Origin of the sequence: Micromonospora sagamiensis (assembly GCF_014680085.1) — a bacterium.
Lineage (GTDB): Bacteria > Actinomycetota > Actinomycetes > Mycobacteriales > Micromonosporaceae > Micromonospora > Micromonospora inyonensis.
The window spans coordinates 1,489,653-1,504,588 of sequence record NZ_AP023438.1 but is presented as its reverse complement, the minus strand read 5'-3'; the positions used below and the strand labels follow the sequence as shown (position 1 = coordinate 1,504,588).

Genomic DNA, 14,936 nt, shown 5'->3' with positions numbered 1-14,936 from the left:
GCGGTGACGGCTAGGCTTACCGGCCGGAGGTGGTGCGGGGTGCGGCAGGCAGTCACCGTCGCCGATGCGGCCGGACTGGTGGCGGGGTACGCGCTGGACGCGTTCCTCGGCGACCCGCGCCGCTGGCACCCGGTCGCCGGGTTCGGTCGGGCCGCCGGTGCCCTGGAACGACGTCTCTACCGCCCGGACCGGGTGGCGGGCGCGACGTTCACCGCGCTCGCGGTCGGGGTGCCCGTGCTGCTCGGCGCGGCGGGCATGGTCGCCACCCGGCGGCGGCCGGTGGCCCGCGCGGTCCTGGTGGCGGCCGGCACCTGGACGGTGCTCGGCGGTCGCACCCTCCGCCACGAGGCCGAGGTGATGGGCCGGGCGCTGCGCGACGGCGACCTGCCGGCCGCCCGCCGTCGGCTCAGCCACCTCTGCGGACGCGACCCGTCCGTCCTGGACGAGTCGGAACTGGCCCGCGCCACCGTCGAGTCGGTCGCCGAGAACACCTCCGACGCCGTGGTGGCACCGCTGTTCTGGGGTGCGGTCGCCGGGCTGCCCGGCCTGCTCGGCTACCGGGCGGCGAACACCCTGGACGCCATGGTCGGTCACCGCTCGGCCCGGTACGCCCGTTTCGGCACCCCCGCCGCCCGGCTGGACGACGTGCTCAACCTGGCTCCGGCACGCCTGACCGGGTTGCTCACCGTGGCCGTGGCCCCGGTGGCGCGCGGGGACCGGGAGCGGGCCTGGCACGTGTGGCGGCGGGACCGGAACGACCATCCGAGCCCCAACGCCGGGCAGTGCGAGTCGGCCATGGCCGGGGCGCTCGGGGTGCGGCTGGGCGGGCGGAACGTCTACTTCGGACGCTCCGAGGTGCGGCCGTTCCTCGGCGACGGTCCCCGGCCGGAGGGCCGGCACCTGCGCCGGGCGGCCCGGATCTCCGGGGCGGTCGGCCGGGCCGCACTCGCGCTGGCCGTCACCGTCGCGGTGGGCCGGGCGGTACTGGGTCGGGCGGCGGAGAACCGGGTACGGAGAGGGAGCGCGGCATGAGCGGCGGACTGCTGGTCGCCGGCACCACCTCGGACGCCGGCAAGAGCGTGCTGACCGCCGGCATCTGCCGGTGGCTGCACCGCCGGGGCGTCAAGGTGGCGCCGTTCAAGGCGCAGAACATGTCCAACAACTCGGCCGTGGTGGTCGGGGCGGACGGCCGGGGCGGCGAGATCGGCCGGGCCCAGGCGATGCAGGCCGCCGCCTGCGGGCTCGCCCCGGACCTGCGCTTCAATCCGGTGCTGCTCAAGCCGGGCAGCGACCTGGCGAGTCAGGTGGTGCTCCTCGGTGAGGCGGTCGACACGGTCACCGCCGGCAACTTCCGGGTGCTCCGTCCCCGGCTCGCCGAGACGGCGTGGGCCGCCCTGGCCGAACTACGCGCCGAGTACGACGTGGTGATCTGCGAGGGCGCCGGCAGCCCGGCCGAGATCAACCTGCGCGTCGGCGACTACGTCAACATGGGGCTGGCCCGGCACGCCGGGCTGCCGGTGATCGTCGTCGGTGACATCGACCGGGGCGGGGTGTTCGCCTCGATGTTCGGCACGGTGGCCCTGCTGGACCCGGCCGACCAGGCACTCGTCGCCGGCTTCGTGGTCAACAAGTTCCGGGGCGACCTCGGCCTGCTCCAGCCCGGTCTGGACATGCTCGGTCAGGTGACCGGCCGCCCCACGTACGGGGTGCTGCCCTGGCACCTCGACCTCTGGCTGGACGCCGAGGACTCGCTCGCCTACGGCCGCGTCCTCGGCCGGCCGGCCGCCCCGCACGGTGACGAATGGCTCGACGTGGCCGTCGTCCGGCTGCCCCGGGTCAGCAACGCCACCGACGTCGAGGCGCTCGCCACCGAGCCGGGGGTGCGGGTCCGGCTCACCGTCGAACCGGCCGAACTCGCCAGCGCCGACCTGGTCGTCCTGCCCGGCTCGAAGTCCACCGTGGCCGACCTGGCCTGGCTGCGGGAGAGCGGCCTCGCCGACGCGGTGCTCGCCCACGCGGCGGCGGGAAAGCCGCTGCTCGGCATCTGCGGCGGCTTCCAGATGCTCGGACGGGCGATCCACGACCCGGTGGAGAGCCGGCGGGGCAGTGTTCCCGGGCTCGGCCTGCTGCCGATCGAGGTCACGTTCGACCCGCGCAAGACCGTCCGCCAGTCGGCCGGTGCCGCGTTCGACGGCGTCGAGGTCCGCGGTTACGAGATCCACCACGGGTACGTCTCCACCGCCGACCCGGACCTGCCCCCGCTGCTGACCTACACCGACGGCCGGAGCGAGGGCGCCCTGCTCGGCGCGGTGTACGGCACGCACTGGCACGGGGCCTTCGAGTCCGACGGCTTCCGTCGCCGCTTCCTCGCCGAGGTGGCGCGGCAGGCCGGGCGGCGCGGATTCCGGCCGGCTCCGGCCACCTCATTCGCCGCCGCCCGGGAACGCAGCCTCGACCTCCTCGGCGACCTGGTCGAGGAGCACCTGGACACCGACGCGCTCTGGCGGCTCGTCGAGTCCGGCCCCCCGACCGGTCTGCCCTTCATCCCGCCCGGCGCACCCACCGGCTGAGCCCAGCCCACCTCTCCGGGCTGACCGGACCCATCCAGCCCCTGGTCAACCTGGTCTCGCACCGGGCGGGCCACCGCGCGTCCCTCGGAACCACTCCGAGAGGCGGCTGCTCCGCCCGACAGGTCGCGCCTCCGGCGGTGGGCCGGAGGGTGCTCAGTGGCGGACGTCGGCGGGGTGGTCGGACATCGGCAGGCCCGCCGCCCGCCACGCCTCGACTCCGCCGACCATGTCGGTTGCCCGGTGCAGCCCGAGCGCCCGCAGGCTCGCCGCTGCCAGGCTGGAGCAGTAGCCCTGCCGGCACACCACGACGACCTCCAGGTCGTACCCGGTGGCCTCGGGGATCCGCCAGGCGCTGGCCGGATCCAGCCGCCACTCCAGCACGGTCCGGTCGATCACCAGCACGCCGGGCAGTTCGCCCTGCTCGCGCCGCTGGAGGTCGGTACGGGTGTCGACCACGAGCGCTCCCCGGCCGGCGGCCTGGACCGTCTCGTGCGGGGTCAGTCGACGCACGCCGGCCCGCGCCTGTTCGAGCAGGGCGTCGACACCGGGACTCATCACGGAATGGGACACGAACCGATCCTGCCCACCCGGCGGGCGTTCCGCCCGACGAACACCACCCCTCCACCCGATCGGTAGCGTCGGCGGACGTGGTGGCGGTGGTGGAGGCGTACGCGGAACTGGCCCGGCGGGTGCTGGCCCGGCCGGCGGGGTTGGGGCGTACCCGACTGGTGGCGGTCGACGGGCCGAGCGGCGCGGGCAAGAGTGTCTTCGCCGACCGGCTCGCGGACGCCCTGGCCGCGCTCTCCGGCGGCGACCGGCCCCCGGTGGTGCACACCGACGACCTGCTCGACGGCTGGGCGGACCAGTTCACCTTCTGGCCCCGGCTGGAGGAGCGGGTGCTGGCCCCGCTGCGCGCCGGACGGCCCGGCGGTTACCACCGTTACAGCTGGGTCCGTCGGGAGTTCCTGCCCCGGGTGGTCCCGGTGCCGGCCGCGCCGGTGCTGATCGTCGAGGGGGTCAGCGCGGCCCGCCGGGCGGTCCGCCCGGAGACGACCCTGACGGTCCTGGTCACCGCCCCGGCGGCGCTGCGCCTGGCGCGGGCGGTGGCCCGTGACGGCGCGCGGATCCTGCCCGAGCTGCGCCGCTGGCACGCGGGGGAGCGGGCGCACTTCACCGCCGACGACACGGCGGCCGGGGTGGACCTCGTGGTGGACGGCGCGCCGACGCTGCCGCACGACGGCCGGCGCTACTTCGTGCGTCGCCCGGCAGCCGGTAAGGCCGGCATACGATGCCGGTCATGACCACTCCGATCATGACCGAGTCCGAGCTGCGGGCCGCCGTCGAGCGGGAACTGCCCGGCGTCCGCGCCGACCTGGAACGCCTCGTCCGTATCCCCGGCATCGCGTTCGACGGCTTCGACCACACGCAGGTCGAGCGCTCCGCCGAGGCGGTGGCCGAGCTGCTGCGCGGCTGCGGCCTGGACGCACGGATCGTGCGCTCCGGCGGCCAGCCCGCGGTGATCGGGACGCGGCCCGCCCCGCCCGGGGCGCCCACCGTGTTGCTCTACGCCCACCACGACGTCCAGCCGGTCGGTGACCGCTCCCGGTGGGAGTCCGACCCGTTCGAGCCGGTCGAGCGGGACGGCCGCCTCTACGGGCGGGGCGCGGCCGACGACAAGGCCGGCATCATGGCGCACGTCGCCGCGCTGCGCGCGTTCGGCGACGCCCTCCCGGTCGGGGTGGCGCTGTTCATCGAGGGCGAGGAGGAGTACGGCTCCGACTCGCTGGAACGCCTCCTGGTCGAGCACCGGGACGAGATCGCCGCCGACGTCATCGTCATCGCCGACTCCACCAACTGGGACGTCGGCGTGCCGGCGCTGACCACGTCGCTGCGTGGCATCGTCAACCTCTTCGTCGAGGTGCGCACCCTGGGCAACGCCGTGCACAGCGGCATGTTCGGCGGTCCGGTGCCGGACGCGCTCACCACCCTGTCCCGACTCCTGGCCACGCTGCACGACGACGCGGGGGACGTGGCGATCGAGGGGCTGGCCCGCGCGGCGGACGCGACCGTCGACTACCCGGAGGAGCGGTTCCGCGCCGAGGCCGGTCTGGTCGACGGGGTGTCGCTGATGGGCACCGGACGGATCACCGACCGGCTCTGGTCCCGGCCCTCGGTGGCGGTGCTCGGCATCGACGCCCCGGCCACCGCCGAGGCTCCGAACGCCCTGGTCCCGGCCGCCAAGGCCAAGATCAGCGTACGGCTGGCGGCGGGCGACGACCCGAAGTGGGCGTTCCAGGCCGTCCGGGCTCACCTGGAGCGGCACGTCTCCTGGGACGCGCGGGTGACCGTCACCCTGGAGCACGACGGCGCACCCTGTGTCATCGACAGTTCGGGCCCGCTGTTCGACGCGGCCCGCAGCGCTTTCCGTACCGCCTGGGACGGCACCGAGCCGGTGGAGATCGGGATCGGCGGCTCGATCCCGTTCATCGCGACCTTCCAGGAGATGTTCCCGGAGGCGGCGATCATGGTGACCGGGGTGGAGGACCCGCACGCCCAGGCCCACGGGCCGAACGAGAGCCTGCACCTCGGCGAGTTCGCCCGGGTCTGTCTGGCCGAGGCGCTGTTGCTGGCCGGGGTGGCCGAGGCGGGCACGAAGCGGAGTTGACCGGACACGCCGTCCGATTTCCGGGATTCCGGCACGTCAGGGACGGTCCGTACGTTAGCCTCTCGAACATGAGTACGAACGAGGTGTTGGTGCGGCTGGAGGCCGCCGTCAGCGCTCTGGGGGACGTCGACGTCTCCGCGTGGCCCGACGAGACGCTCCGCGAGCGGCTCGGCGATCTCTCCACCGCGCTGGTCGCGCTCGACGCCCTCCTGGCGCGGGTCGCCGGCCAGGTCCGGGACCGGGGCCTGCGGATCGAGGAGCCGGTCTCGGCCTGAGTCGTCCCCGGCGGGCCTCCCGCCGGAGCGGAGCGGCCGAGCCCCGGCGGAGCGGCCGAGCCCCGGCGGAGCGGCCGAGCCCCGGCGGAGCGGCCGAGCCCCGGTGGAGCGGCCGAGTCCCCGTGGAGCGGCCGAGCCCCGGTGGAACGGCCCGAGCCGGGTCGCACCGGGGCGGGCCTCGGCGGATCGCCGGTGTCGTCGGAGGTGGCTGGCAGGATGGGACCGTGCGGTTCCTCGACCTGGCGGCCACCTCCGCCGCGGTCAGTGCCACCAGCGGCCGGCGGGCCAAGGTGGAACTGCTCGCGGGGGCGTTGCGCGCGCTCGACCCGGCGGAGGTGCCGGCCGGTGCCGGCTGGCTCGCCGGTGAGCTACGTCAGCGCCAGACCGGCGTGGGCTGGGCCGGTCTGCGCGACCTGCCGCCGCCGGCCGGCGTACCGACCCTGACCGTCGCCACGGTCGACGCGGCGATCGACGAGATCGCCGCCGTGCACGGAGCCGGCTCCCAGGCCCGCCGGCGTGCCCTGCTGCACGCCCTCTTCGCCGCCGCCACCGCCGCCGAGCAGCGCATGCTGGTCGGCCTGTTCAGCGGTGAGCTACGCCAGGGCGCGCAGGCCGGACTGCTCGCCGACGCGGTTGCCCGCGCCGCCGATGTGCCGCTGGGCGCGGTCCGCCGGGCCCTGCTCGTCGCCGGCGACCTCCGCGCGGTGGCGGTCGCCGCCCTCGCCGGGGGTGCCGCCGCGCTGGCCGGGTTCGGGCTGCGGGTCGGGCGTCCGCTCGCCCCGATGCTGGCCCAGAGCGCGCCCACGGTGGCCGACGCGCTCGCCGCCACCGGCGTTCCCGCCGTCGTCGACGTCAAGCTCGACGGCATCCGGATCCAGGTGCATCGCGCGGGCTCCGACATCGCCGTGTTCACCCGCAGCCTCGACGAGATCACCGCACGGGTCCCCGAGGTGGTGGCGGCTGTCCGCGCGTTGCCCGCCCGGGAACTGGTCCTCGACGGGGAGGCGATCGGGCTCGACGCCACCGGGCGACCGCTGCCGTTCCAGGAGACGTCCAGTCGGGCCGCCCGCCGTACCACCGCCAGCACCACCGGCCGGACACCGGTCGCCCCGGCTGTGCTCGCCGCCGCCGCCACGACCGGTGGCACCGTCCTGACGCCGTACTTCTTCGACCTGCTGCACCTCGACGGCGAGGATCTGATCGACCTGCCGGGACGGGAGCGCTGGGCCGTGCTGGCCGGGGCGGTCGACGCCGAGCTGCTGGTCGGGCGGACGGAGGTCGACGGCCCGGAGGCGGCGACGGAGGCGTTCACCGCCGCGCTCGCCGCCGGTCAGGAGGGGGTCGTGGTCAAGTCGCCCGACGCGCCCTACGACGCCGGCCGGCGCGGGGCGGCCTGGGTGAAGGTGAAGCCCCGGCACACCCTCGACCTGGTGGTCCTCGCCGTGGAGTGGGGCAGCGGCCGGCGTCGCGGCTGGCTGTCCAACCTCCACCTGGGCGCGCGAGACCCGGCCACCGGGGGGTTCGTGATGCTCGGCAAGACCTTCAAGGGCCTCACCGACGAGCTGCTGCGCTGGCAGACCGAGCGGTTCCTCTCGCTGGCCGTCCAGCGGGGCGAGCACGTGGTACGGGTCCGTCCCGAGCAGGTGGTCGAGATCGCCTTCGACGGGGTGCAGACCAGCTCCCGGTACCCGGGCGGGGTGGCGCTGCGCTTCGCCCGGGTGGTGCGCTACCGCGACGACAAGAGCGCCGCCGAGGCCGACACCATCGACGCGGTCCGCGCCCTGCACCCGGCGGCGGCCTCCGGCTGACCGATCCGGCTCGGCGTGCGGGCCGGTCAGGCCGAGCCGGTCGGGGTGGGCTCTCCGGCCCGGTCACCACGGGCTCCGGTCGGGTCGTCCCCCGTGCGCCCGCCGTCGCCGTCGACCCGGTCGCCCGAGGGACGGCGGACGCCGGCCAGCCGGCGCGCCTCCCGGCGGGCCACCCAGCCGTACGCGACCAGCGTCATCGCGGCGAAGAGCCACCACTGCACCACGTAACCGAAGTTCTGCCAGTTGTTCTCGTGCCGCACCGGCACCGCCTCGAAGACCGGATCGGCGGCCGGGGTCTGCTCGTCGATCAGCAGGTACGCCCCGTGGAGCGGGTAGGGCAGTTCCCGGGCGAGCTGGGGTACGCCGATCCGGCGGGTCTCCAACCGGCCGTCGCGCCGCTCGACGCCGCCCGCCCCGCTCTCACTGAGCCGGACCCGGCCGACCACGGTCACCTCACCGCTCGGGGTGGCCGGCAGCTCGGGCCGCGCCGTCGCGTCCCCGCCGGGGGTGGGTGGCACCCAGCCCCGGTCCACCAGCACGGCCGAGCCGTCGGCCAGCAGCAGCGGGGTGACCAGCTCGAAACCGACCTGCCGTTCGACGCTGCGCCCCCGGATCCAGACCGAGTTCGTCGCGTCGTACCGCCCGGTGACGGTGACCCGGGTCCAGACGGTCGCCGCGTCCGGCGCGGCTCCGGTCGAGCCGGCCGCTCCGGTCGGCGCGGCGAGCACGTCGCGCAGCGGCACCGGCGTCATCCGCGCGGTCGCGTCGATGCGCTCGTTGATCGCCGAGCGCCCCTGGTAACGGTCGAGCTGCCAGTTGCCGAGCTGCACCATGACCGCGGCGGCGACCAGCGCCAGGACGAGGTAGCCCAGCCAGCGTGGCGTCAGGAGGAACCGGTACACGCCCCGAGGCTACTCGTACGACCGGAGCACCCGTCCCCGCCACCGGTGGACGGGTGAACGCGTGGCGGGGCGGTTACCGCCGTTCGGCGGAGTGGTTGGGTATCGTCACGCGGACGAACCGCCGGGCGGCGTCCGGGTCACCGTGGCACAACCGCCCGCGCGCCGCCACCGACCGTGCGCGTTCGCGCGTACCGCCGCCACGGAGGATCGATCATGAGCGTCGTGCCACGCCTCGTGGTCGCCGCGCCCTCGTCGGGGCACGGCAAGAACGCCGTCTCGATCGGCCTGGTCGCCGCCTTCCGGAAACGGGGGCTGGACGTCGCCGGGTTCAAGGTGGGGCCGGACCACGCCGACGCCGCGTACCTCGGGGTGGCCGCCGAGGTGCGGCCGGGCCGCAACCTCGACCCGCGACTGGTCGGGCCGGAACGCGTCGCCCCGCTCTTCGCGTACGGGGCGGCCGGGGCGAAACTGGCCCTGGTGCAGGGCACCATGGGTCTCTACGACAGTGTCGCCGGACCGTCCGAGGTCGAGTCCACCGCGGCGGTCGCCACCGCGCTGCGCAGTCCGGTGGTGCTGGTGGTCGACGTGTCGGCGATGGGGCAGTCGCTGGCCGCGCTGGTGCACGGCTTCCGCTCGTACGACGAGCTGCTCTGGCTGGGCGGGGTGATCCTGAACCGGGTCGCCTCGCCCCGGCACGAGGAACTGCTGCGGGAGGCCCTCGACGACATCGGCGTCCCGGTCTTCGGGTCGCTGCGCCGGGGGGACCTGCCCCCGATGTTCCCGGCCCGGTCGTACGGGATGACGCCGGCGTTGACCGGTGACCCGGACGTGACCCGGGCGGTCCGGCGGCTGGGGGAGGGGATCGCCGGCCGGGTCGACCTGGACGGGCTGCTCGGGCTGGCCCGCACCGCGCCGCCGCTGGCCGTCGAGCCCTGGTCACCCGGAGCGCCGACCACCGTCGCCCGGCCGGACCGCCCGGTGGTCGCGCTCGCCGGCACCGCCCGGGGCGCCTACGGGTATCCCGAGACGGCGGAACTGCTCGCCGCCGCCGGGGCCGAGGTGGTCCCGGTGGACCCGCTCCGCGACGAGGCGCTGCCGGCGGGCACCGCCGCGCTGGTCGTCGGGGCGGGGCTTCCCGAGGCGTACGCCGAGCAGCTCTCCGCCAACGGCCGGCTGCACGCGGCGGTGGCGGAGCTGGCCCGCGCCGGCCGTCCGGTGCTGGCGGAGGGGGCGGGCCTGCTCTGGCTGGCCCGGGAGCTGGACGGCCGGCCGATGTGCGGGGTGCTCGACGCGACCGCCGCGACGCAGGAGGGCATGGTGCTGGGCTACCGGGAGGCGACGGCCGCGACGGAGAGCCTGGTGGCGCCCCGGGGTGCGGTACGGGTGGGCTACAAGCAGCACCGGGCGGTGCTCACGCCCCGGGCCGGGGAGCGCCCGGCCTGGAGCTGGCCGGGTGGCCCGCCCGAGGGGCACGTCTGGTCCGGTGGGTACGCCTCACAGCTCGCCCTGCACTGGGCCGGCGCGCCGGAGATCGCCGCCCGGCTGGTGGCCGCCGCCCGGCGTGCTCCGGCACCGACCAGGCCCGGCCCCGCCCCGGCCGACCGCACCCTGGGAGTCCCGGCGTGATCGGTCAGGTGGCGGTGCGCCGGTTCCCGGAGCTGACCGTCTCCACCCCGCGCACGGAGGTACGGCGGCACACCGCGCGGGACGCCGACCCGGTCTCGGAGATCTTCGCGGACCGGTTGACCCAGCGCTGGCTGCCGTTGGCCGACGAGTCGGGGCAGATCGACGGGCTGGCCTGGTGTACCGACCTGGCCCGGCAGCGGCGGGACAGCGGCGACGGCGACCACTTCGCGGTGGTCCGCCGGGAGGACGCCCGGGTGGTCGGCTGTCTCTGGACCAGGCGGACCGACTGGGGTGCCCGGCTGACCGAGGTCTCGTACGCGATGGCGCCGGAGGCACGCGGCTACGGCCTGGCGGCGGAGGCGGTCCTCGCACTGGCCATCGCGCTGATCCTGGAGCACGGGTTCCAGCGGGTCGAGCTGCGGGTCGCCCCGGGCAACGTGGCGTCCCGGCGGGTGGCCGAGAAGGCCGGCTTCAGCTACGAGGGCCTGCTGCGCAACGCCGGCTACGTCCGGGGCAACCGCGTCGACCTGGAACTCTGGTCCTTCGTCACGGCCGACCTCCACTGACCCCCGTCCCGGCCGCCCGGCGGCCGGGACGGCGCGCGGTCAGCCGACCATGCGGTCGGGAGGCGGCGTGAACTGGCGGGTGGGTTGGCCCTTGAGCGCGTCCCGCAGGGTCTTCGCGACCGCGTCGATCGGCTTCTGCGACTGGCCGTCGCCGACCGCGTTGAACGGGTTGTCCGGATCGGCGATGAAGCTCGCCGCCGCCAGTTCCGGGGTGTAGCCGACGAACCAGGCGGCGCGGGTGCTGTCGGTGGTACCGGTCTTGCCGGCGACCGGTCGGCCGACCGTCCCCCGGACGCTGTCGGCGGTGGACCAGCCTCCGCAGCTGCCCCGGGCCGGCCGGTCGCCGGTCGGGCAACGGGCGGCGTCGGTGGCGGCCCGGGCCGCACCGGCGTCCACGACCTGTCGGCAACGCGGCTTGGCCACCTCCCGTTCCAGGCCGGCCGGCGTCCGGTAGGTCGCCGGGGTGCCGTCCCGGTTGGTGATCGACAGCACCGGGATCGCCTCGCAGTACCGGCCGTCGGCGGCGATCGCCGCGTACGCGTTCGCCAGCTCCAGCGGGGTCGCGTCGGAGACGCCGAGGGTGAACGCGCCCCACTTCTTCACCTTCTCCGGGGACGCCTGGGCCTTGTCGACGTCGGTGCGCCAGCGCAGTCCGAGCTGCTCGGCGAGGCGGACCGCCCGGTCGGCGCCGACCTTCTCCTCCAGCCAGACGAAGTACGTGTTGACCGACTTGCCGAAGCCGGACCACATGGTCTGCCGGCCGGTCATCGCCCCGCTCGCGTTCGACGGCGCCCACCCGTCGTAGACCTCGGAGCGGTAGCGGTGCGGCGCGTCGAACGCGGTGGACAGCGGCATGCCGGAGTCGAGGGCGGCGAGCATCGGGAACATCTTGAACGTCGACCCGGCCTGGTAGCCCGGCAGGTTGCCGCCGCCGAGCAGCGGCGCGACCGTGTTCGGGAAGTTGGCCTTCACCTTCGGGTCGGCCTCCGGGTTCGACGTCGGCCCGTTCTCGCTGGTGTCCAGGGAGTACGTCCGGTTCACCGCCATCGCCTTGACCCGGCCGGTGCCCGGCTCGGCGACGACCACGCCGTGCGCGAACGGGCTGCCGGTGCTGCCCTTCGCGTCGATGTTCTTCTCCGCTGCCTCCTGGATCCTCGGGTCGATGCTGAGCACGATCCGGTAGCCACCCCGGCGCAGCTTGTCGATGCGTTCCAGCCGGTTCTCCCCGAACGCGGGCTGGGCGCTCCACCAGTTCTTCAGGTAGTCGCAGGCGAAACCGAGGCTGTTGTGCCGCTGCGGGATCGAGGCGCAGTCGTTGCGCGGGTCGCTCTGGTCGATGCGCAGCGGTTCGGTGCTGGCCCGTGCGGCGGCCTCCGGCGAGAGGTAGCCGAGCTGGCCCATCCGCTCCAGGACGTAGTTGCGGCGGCCGATCGCCTCCTGCTGGTCGGAGGTGACCGGGTCGTACTCGGACGGGGACTTGACCAGCCCGGCCAGGGTGGCGGACTCGACCGGGGTCAGGTCCTTCGGCTTCTTGGAGAAGAAGATCTGCGCGGCGGCGTAGATGCCGTACGCCCGGTGCCCGAAGTACGCCGAGTTGAGGTAGCGCTCGAGGATGTCCTCCTTCGACATCTGCTTCTCCACGTCCAGGGCGAGCCGCATCTCCCTGACCTTGCGGATGCTGGTCTGGGCGGTCGCCTCCTGCACCTCCTGCGGCGTGGTGGCGCTGTCCCGCAACGCCATCCGGACGTACTGCATGGTGATCGTCGACGCGCCCTGGGAGACCCCGCCGGACTGCGAGTTGGCGACGAACGCCCGGAGGACACCCTTCGGGTCCACGCCCCGGTGCTGGTAGAAGCGGGAGTCCTCGGCGGCGACCATGGCCTGCTGCATGCTCGGCGCGATGTCATCGAGTTTCGTGTACTGCCGGTACTCCTCGTAGAACATCGTCAGCAGGGTCTTGCCGTCGGCGGCGTAGACGTAGGAGGTCTCGGCGGGCAGCGTGGTGCGGAGCAGGTCGGCCTTGTGCTCGGAGAACTCCGCGCCGACCTTGGCGCCGATGCCGGCGGCGGCCACGATCGGGTACGCCACGGCGGCCAGGATGATGCCGGCGATCAGCCCGGCACGCAGGAGAGGGACACAACGACCGAGGGAGGCAAGGGGTCGATAGCTCACGCCGTCAAGCTATGACATATCCCGTTAAGAGATGAGCAATATTCATAATTCTTCCGAGGTGGTGACGCGCCCCACGCCCCGATCCGCTGTCCTCCGCACCGGCTTCCCGGCAGGATCGCGGGCATGCGTGGTCAGCCGATCGGAGCGCCCCTGGGCGTCGTGCCGGAACCCGACCTCGGCCACCACGGTGACGTCGAGGTCGGCGAGGGCCTGGTCGACCTCGCGGTCAACGTCCGCCGGGCCCCGATGCCACCCTGGCTGGCCGGGCCGCTGGCCGCCTCCCTCGGCGACCTCGCCCGCTACCCCGACCCGGCCCCGGCCCGCGCGGCGGTCGCCGCCCGGCACCGCCGGCCCCCGGCGGAGGTGCTGCTCACCGCCGGGGCTGCCGAGGGTTTCGTGCTGATCGCGCAGGCCCTGCGCGGGGTGCGCCGGCCGGTGGTGGTGCACCCGCAGTTCACCGAGCCGGAGGCCGCACTCGCCGCCGCCGGGCACGAGGTGGAGCGGGTGCTGCTCGACGCGGCCGACGGGTTCCGCCTCGACCCGGCCCGGGTGCCCGCCGACGCCGACCTGGTCATGGTCGGCAATCCCACCAACCCGACCTCCGTGCTGCACCCGGCCGCGACCATCGCCGTGCTGGCCCGGCCCGGCCGGGTCTTGGTGGTGGACGAGGCGTTCGCCGACACCACCGCCGCGCCCGGGGTGCCGGGGGAGCCGGAGTCACTCGCCGGGCGGCGTGACCTGCCCGGCCTGCTGGTGCTGCGCAGCCTCACCAAGACCTGGGGGCTGGCCGGCCTGCGGATCGGCTACCTGCTCGGCGAGGCCGCCCTGGTGGACCGGCTGGCCCGGGTGCAGCCGCTCTGGGCGGTCTCCACCCCGGCGCTGGCCGCCGCGACCGCCTGCGCCGCGCCGGAGGCGGTCGCCGCCGAACGCGCCATCGCCGCGGGCCTCGCCGCCGACCGTGACCACCTGCTGGCCCGCCTCGCCACCCTTCCCGGGGTACGCGTCGCGGGCCGACCGGCCAGCGCGTTCGTGCTGCTGGAGATCCCCGGCGCGGACCGGATCCGGCTCGCCCTGCGGGAGCGGGGCTGGGCGGTACGCCGGGGCGACACCTTCCCCGGGCTCGGCCCGGACTGGCTGCGCGTGGCGGTCCGCGACCGGCGGACCACCGACGCGTTCGTCGAAGCGCTGGCGGACATCCTGGAGGCGTGATGTTGGAGACCACGATCGCGGCGATCGGCCCCCTCGACCAGACGGCGACGGCCGCCGCCCGGGACCTCCAGTCTCGGTTGACCAAGCCGGCCGGCTCCCTCGGTGCCCTGGAGGACCTCTCGATCCGCCTCGCCGGCCTGGCCGGCACCTGCCCGCCGCCGCTGCCCGAACCGGCCGCGGTGGCGATCTTCGCGGGCGACCACGGCGTCCACGCCCAGGGGGTCACTCCCTGGCCGCAGGAGGTCACCGCGCAGATGATCGGCAACTTCCTGGCCGGCGGGGCGGTGGTGAACGCCTTCGCCCGCCAGGCCGGCGCCTCGGTCACCGTGGTCGACGTCGGCGTGGCCACCCCGCTGCCGCCCGCCGTCGCCGACGGGCCGGACGCCCCCCAACCGGTGGCGTCGAACGCACCCCGGCTGGTCGAGGCCCGGATCCGCCCCGGCACCCGCGACCTGACCGTCACCGCCGCGCTCACCCGGGACGAGGCGCGGGCGGCGGTGGAGACCGGCATCCGGGTCGCCGACGAGCTGATCGCGGCGGGCGCGGGCATCCTGCTCACCGGGGACATGGGCATCGGCAACACCACCCCGTCGGCCGCCCTGGTCGCCGCCTTCACCGGGGCCGACCCGGCCGAGGTGACCGGCCGGGGCACCGGCGTCGACGACGAGACGTACCAGCGGAAGGTGGACGTGGTACGGCGCGCGCTGCGCCGGCACCGACCCGACCCGGCCGACCCGCTCGGTGTGCTCGCCGCCGTCGGTGGCCTGGAGCACGCCGCGCTGGCCGGGCTGATCCTGGCCGCCGCCGCCCGCCGCGTCCCGGTGCTGCTGGACGGCGTGATCGCGGTCTCCGCCGCGCTCGCCGCCGCCGCGTTCGCCCCGGACGCGGTGGGCGCGATGGTCGCCGGGCACCGCTCCACCGAACCGGGCGCCACCGTCGCGCTGCGCCACCTCGGGCTCGACCCCCTGATCGACCTGGGGCTACGTCTCGGTGAGGGCACCGGCGCGCTGCTCGCCCTGCCGGTGGTCACCGGGGCGGCCCGGGTACTGCACGAGGTGGCCACGTTCGACGCGGCGGGAGTGGCCGAGAAGTGAGCGAGCGAACCATCGGGCCCGGTGGCGGGGCGTCCCGCGCCGCCGGGGA

Annotated in this window: 13 protein-coding genes; 10 read left to right on the top strand and 3 right to left on the bottom strand. The window is 75.3% G+C overall.

Translation table 11 applies throughout. From position 1 onward, the window contains the following. Positions 1-39: 39 nt before the first annotated feature. Both IGA62_RS06240 and IGA62_RS06235 read left to right on the top strand, forming a co-directional pair. Entirely contained in the window at positions 40-1,032 is a 993-nt protein-coding gene (locus tag IGA62_RS06240; RefSeq protein WP_145815853.1) for a cobalamin biosynthesis protein, read from the top strand. Then, a complete protein-coding gene (locus tag IGA62_RS06235) occupies positions 1,029-2,570 on the top strand; it encodes a cobyric acid synthase (protein ID WP_145815854.1) in 1,542 nt (513 codons plus the stop codon). The genes IGA62_RS06240 and IGA62_RS06235 overlap by 4 nt, the downstream gene beginning before the upstream one ends. 153 nt (positions 2,571-2,723) lie before the next feature. On the opposite strand, the gene IGA62_RS06230 is transcribed toward IGA62_RS06235, so the two are convergent. After that, complete coding sequence (locus IGA62_RS06230; RefSeq protein ID WP_145821761.1) at positions 2,724-3,125, bottom strand: rhodanese-like domain-containing protein; 402 nt, start codon at positions 3,123-3,125, stop codon at positions 2,724-2,726. A 92-nt stretch (positions 3,126-3,217) separates the two neighbouring features. On the opposite strand from IGA62_RS06230, the gene IGA62_RS06225 reads away from it, so the two are divergent. The 4 genes from IGA62_RS06225 (at position 3,218) to IGA62_RS06210 (ending at position 7,318) form a co-directional block, all read left to right on the top strand. Beyond that, the gene (locus IGA62_RS06225; RefSeq protein ID WP_145815855.1) at positions 3,218-3,871 is read left to right on the top strand and encodes a uridine kinase family protein; all 654 of its coding nucleotides are present in this window, start codon (positions 3,218-3,220) and stop codon (positions 3,869-3,871) included. Continuing rightward, positions 3,868-5,235, top strand: a complete 1,368-nt coding sequence (locus IGA62_RS06220) for a dipeptidase (protein ID WP_145815856.1) — start codon at positions 3,868-3,870, stop codon at positions 5,233-5,235. The genes IGA62_RS06225 and IGA62_RS06220 overlap by 4 nt, the downstream gene beginning before the upstream one ends. A 68-nt stretch (positions 5,236-5,303) precedes the next feature. Beyond that, positions 5,304-5,510, top strand: a complete 207-nt coding sequence (locus IGA62_RS06215; protein ID WP_145815857.1) for a hypothetical protein — start codon at positions 5,304-5,306, stop codon at positions 5,508-5,510. A gap of 224 nt (positions 5,511-5,734) precedes the next feature. Then, positions 5,735-7,318 (top strand): ATP-dependent DNA ligase, encoded by a 1,584-nt coding sequence (locus IGA62_RS06210; RefSeq protein ID WP_145815858.1) that lies wholly within the window; start codon positions 5,735-5,737, stop codon positions 7,316-7,318. A 26-nt stretch (positions 7,319-7,344) separates the two neighbouring features. Here the strand turns inward: IGA62_RS06210 and IGA62_RS06205 are convergent, their stop codons facing one another. Continuing rightward, the gene (locus IGA62_RS06205) at positions 7,345-8,220 is read right to left on the bottom strand and encodes an SURF1 family cytochrome oxidase biogenesis protein (protein ID WP_145815859.1); all 876 of its coding nucleotides are present in this window, start codon (positions 8,218-8,220) and stop codon (positions 7,345-7,347) included. Between the two features lie 213 nt (positions 8,221-8,433). Here IGA62_RS06205 and IGA62_RS06200 point away from each other — a divergent pair, with 213 nt between their 5' ends. Beyond that, positions 8,434-9,846 carry a cobyrinate a,c-diamide synthase gene (locus tag IGA62_RS06200; protein ID WP_145815860.1) on the top strand — a complete coding sequence of 471 codons (1,413 nt, stop codon included), beginning with the start codon at positions 8,434-8,436 and terminating at the stop codon, positions 9,844-9,846. Continuing rightward, complete coding sequence (locus IGA62_RS06195; RefSeq protein ID WP_145815861.1) at positions 9,843-10,412, top strand: GNAT family N-acetyltransferase; 570 nt, start codon at positions 9,843-9,845, stop codon at positions 10,410-10,412. The genes IGA62_RS06200 and IGA62_RS06195 overlap by 4 nt, the downstream gene beginning before the upstream one ends. A gap of 39 nt (positions 10,413-10,451) precedes the next feature. Here IGA62_RS06195 and IGA62_RS06190 read toward each other — a convergent pair whose 3' ends face one another. After that, positions 10,452-12,584 carry a transglycosylase domain-containing protein gene (locus IGA62_RS06190; RefSeq protein ID WP_145815862.1) on the bottom strand — a complete coding sequence of 711 codons (2,133 nt, stop codon included), beginning with the start codon at positions 12,582-12,584 and terminating at the stop codon, positions 10,452-10,454. Positions 12,585-12,707: 123 nt separating this feature from the next. Between IGA62_RS06190 and cobC the strand changes: the two genes are divergently transcribed. Next, a complete protein-coding gene (gene cobC / locus IGA62_RS06185; protein ID WP_145815863.1) occupies positions 12,708-13,793 on the top strand; it encodes an Rv2231c family pyridoxal phosphate-dependent protein CobC in 1,086 nt (361 codons plus the stop codon). Next, positions 13,793-14,887 carry a nicotinate-nucleotide--dimethylbenzimidazole phosphoribosyltransferase gene (gene cobT, locus IGA62_RS06180; RefSeq protein WP_190289295.1) on the top strand — a complete coding sequence of 365 codons (1,095 nt, stop codon included), beginning with the start codon at positions 13,793-13,795 and terminating at the stop codon, positions 14,885-14,887. The genes cobC and cobT overlap by 1 nt, the downstream gene beginning before the upstream one ends. Positions 14,888-14,936 lie beyond the last annotated feature (49 nt).

Bases quoted from the DNA above. Each gene is read 5' to 3' on its own strand.
- IGA62_RS06220 (WP_145815856.1), top strand. From the start codon at position 3,868: ATGACCACTCCGATCATGACCGAGTCCGAGCTGCGGGCCGCCGTCGAG.
- IGA62_RS06235 (WP_145815854.1), top strand. From the start codon at position 1,029: ATGAGCGGCGGACTGCTGGTCGCCGGCACCACCTCGGACGCCGGCAAG.
- IGA62_RS06215 (WP_145815857.1), top strand. From the start codon at position 5,304: ATGAGTACGAACGAGGTGTTGGTGCGGCTGGAGGCCGCCGTCAGCGCT.
- IGA62_RS06200 (WP_145815860.1), top strand. From the start codon at position 8,434: ATGAGCGTCGTGCCACGCCTCGTGGTCGCCGCGCCCTCGTCGGGGCAC.
- IGA62_RS06230 (WP_145821761.1), bottom strand. From the start codon at position 3,125: ATGAGTCCCGGTGTCGACGCCCTGCTCGAACAGGCGCGGGCCGGCGTG.
- cobT (WP_190289295.1), top strand. From the start codon at position 13,793: ATGTTGGAGACCACGATCGCGGCGATCGGCCCCCTCGACCAGACGGCG.
- cobC (WP_145815863.1), top strand. From the start codon at position 12,708: ATGCGTGGTCAGCCGATCGGAGCGCCCCTGGGCGTCGTGCCGGAACCC.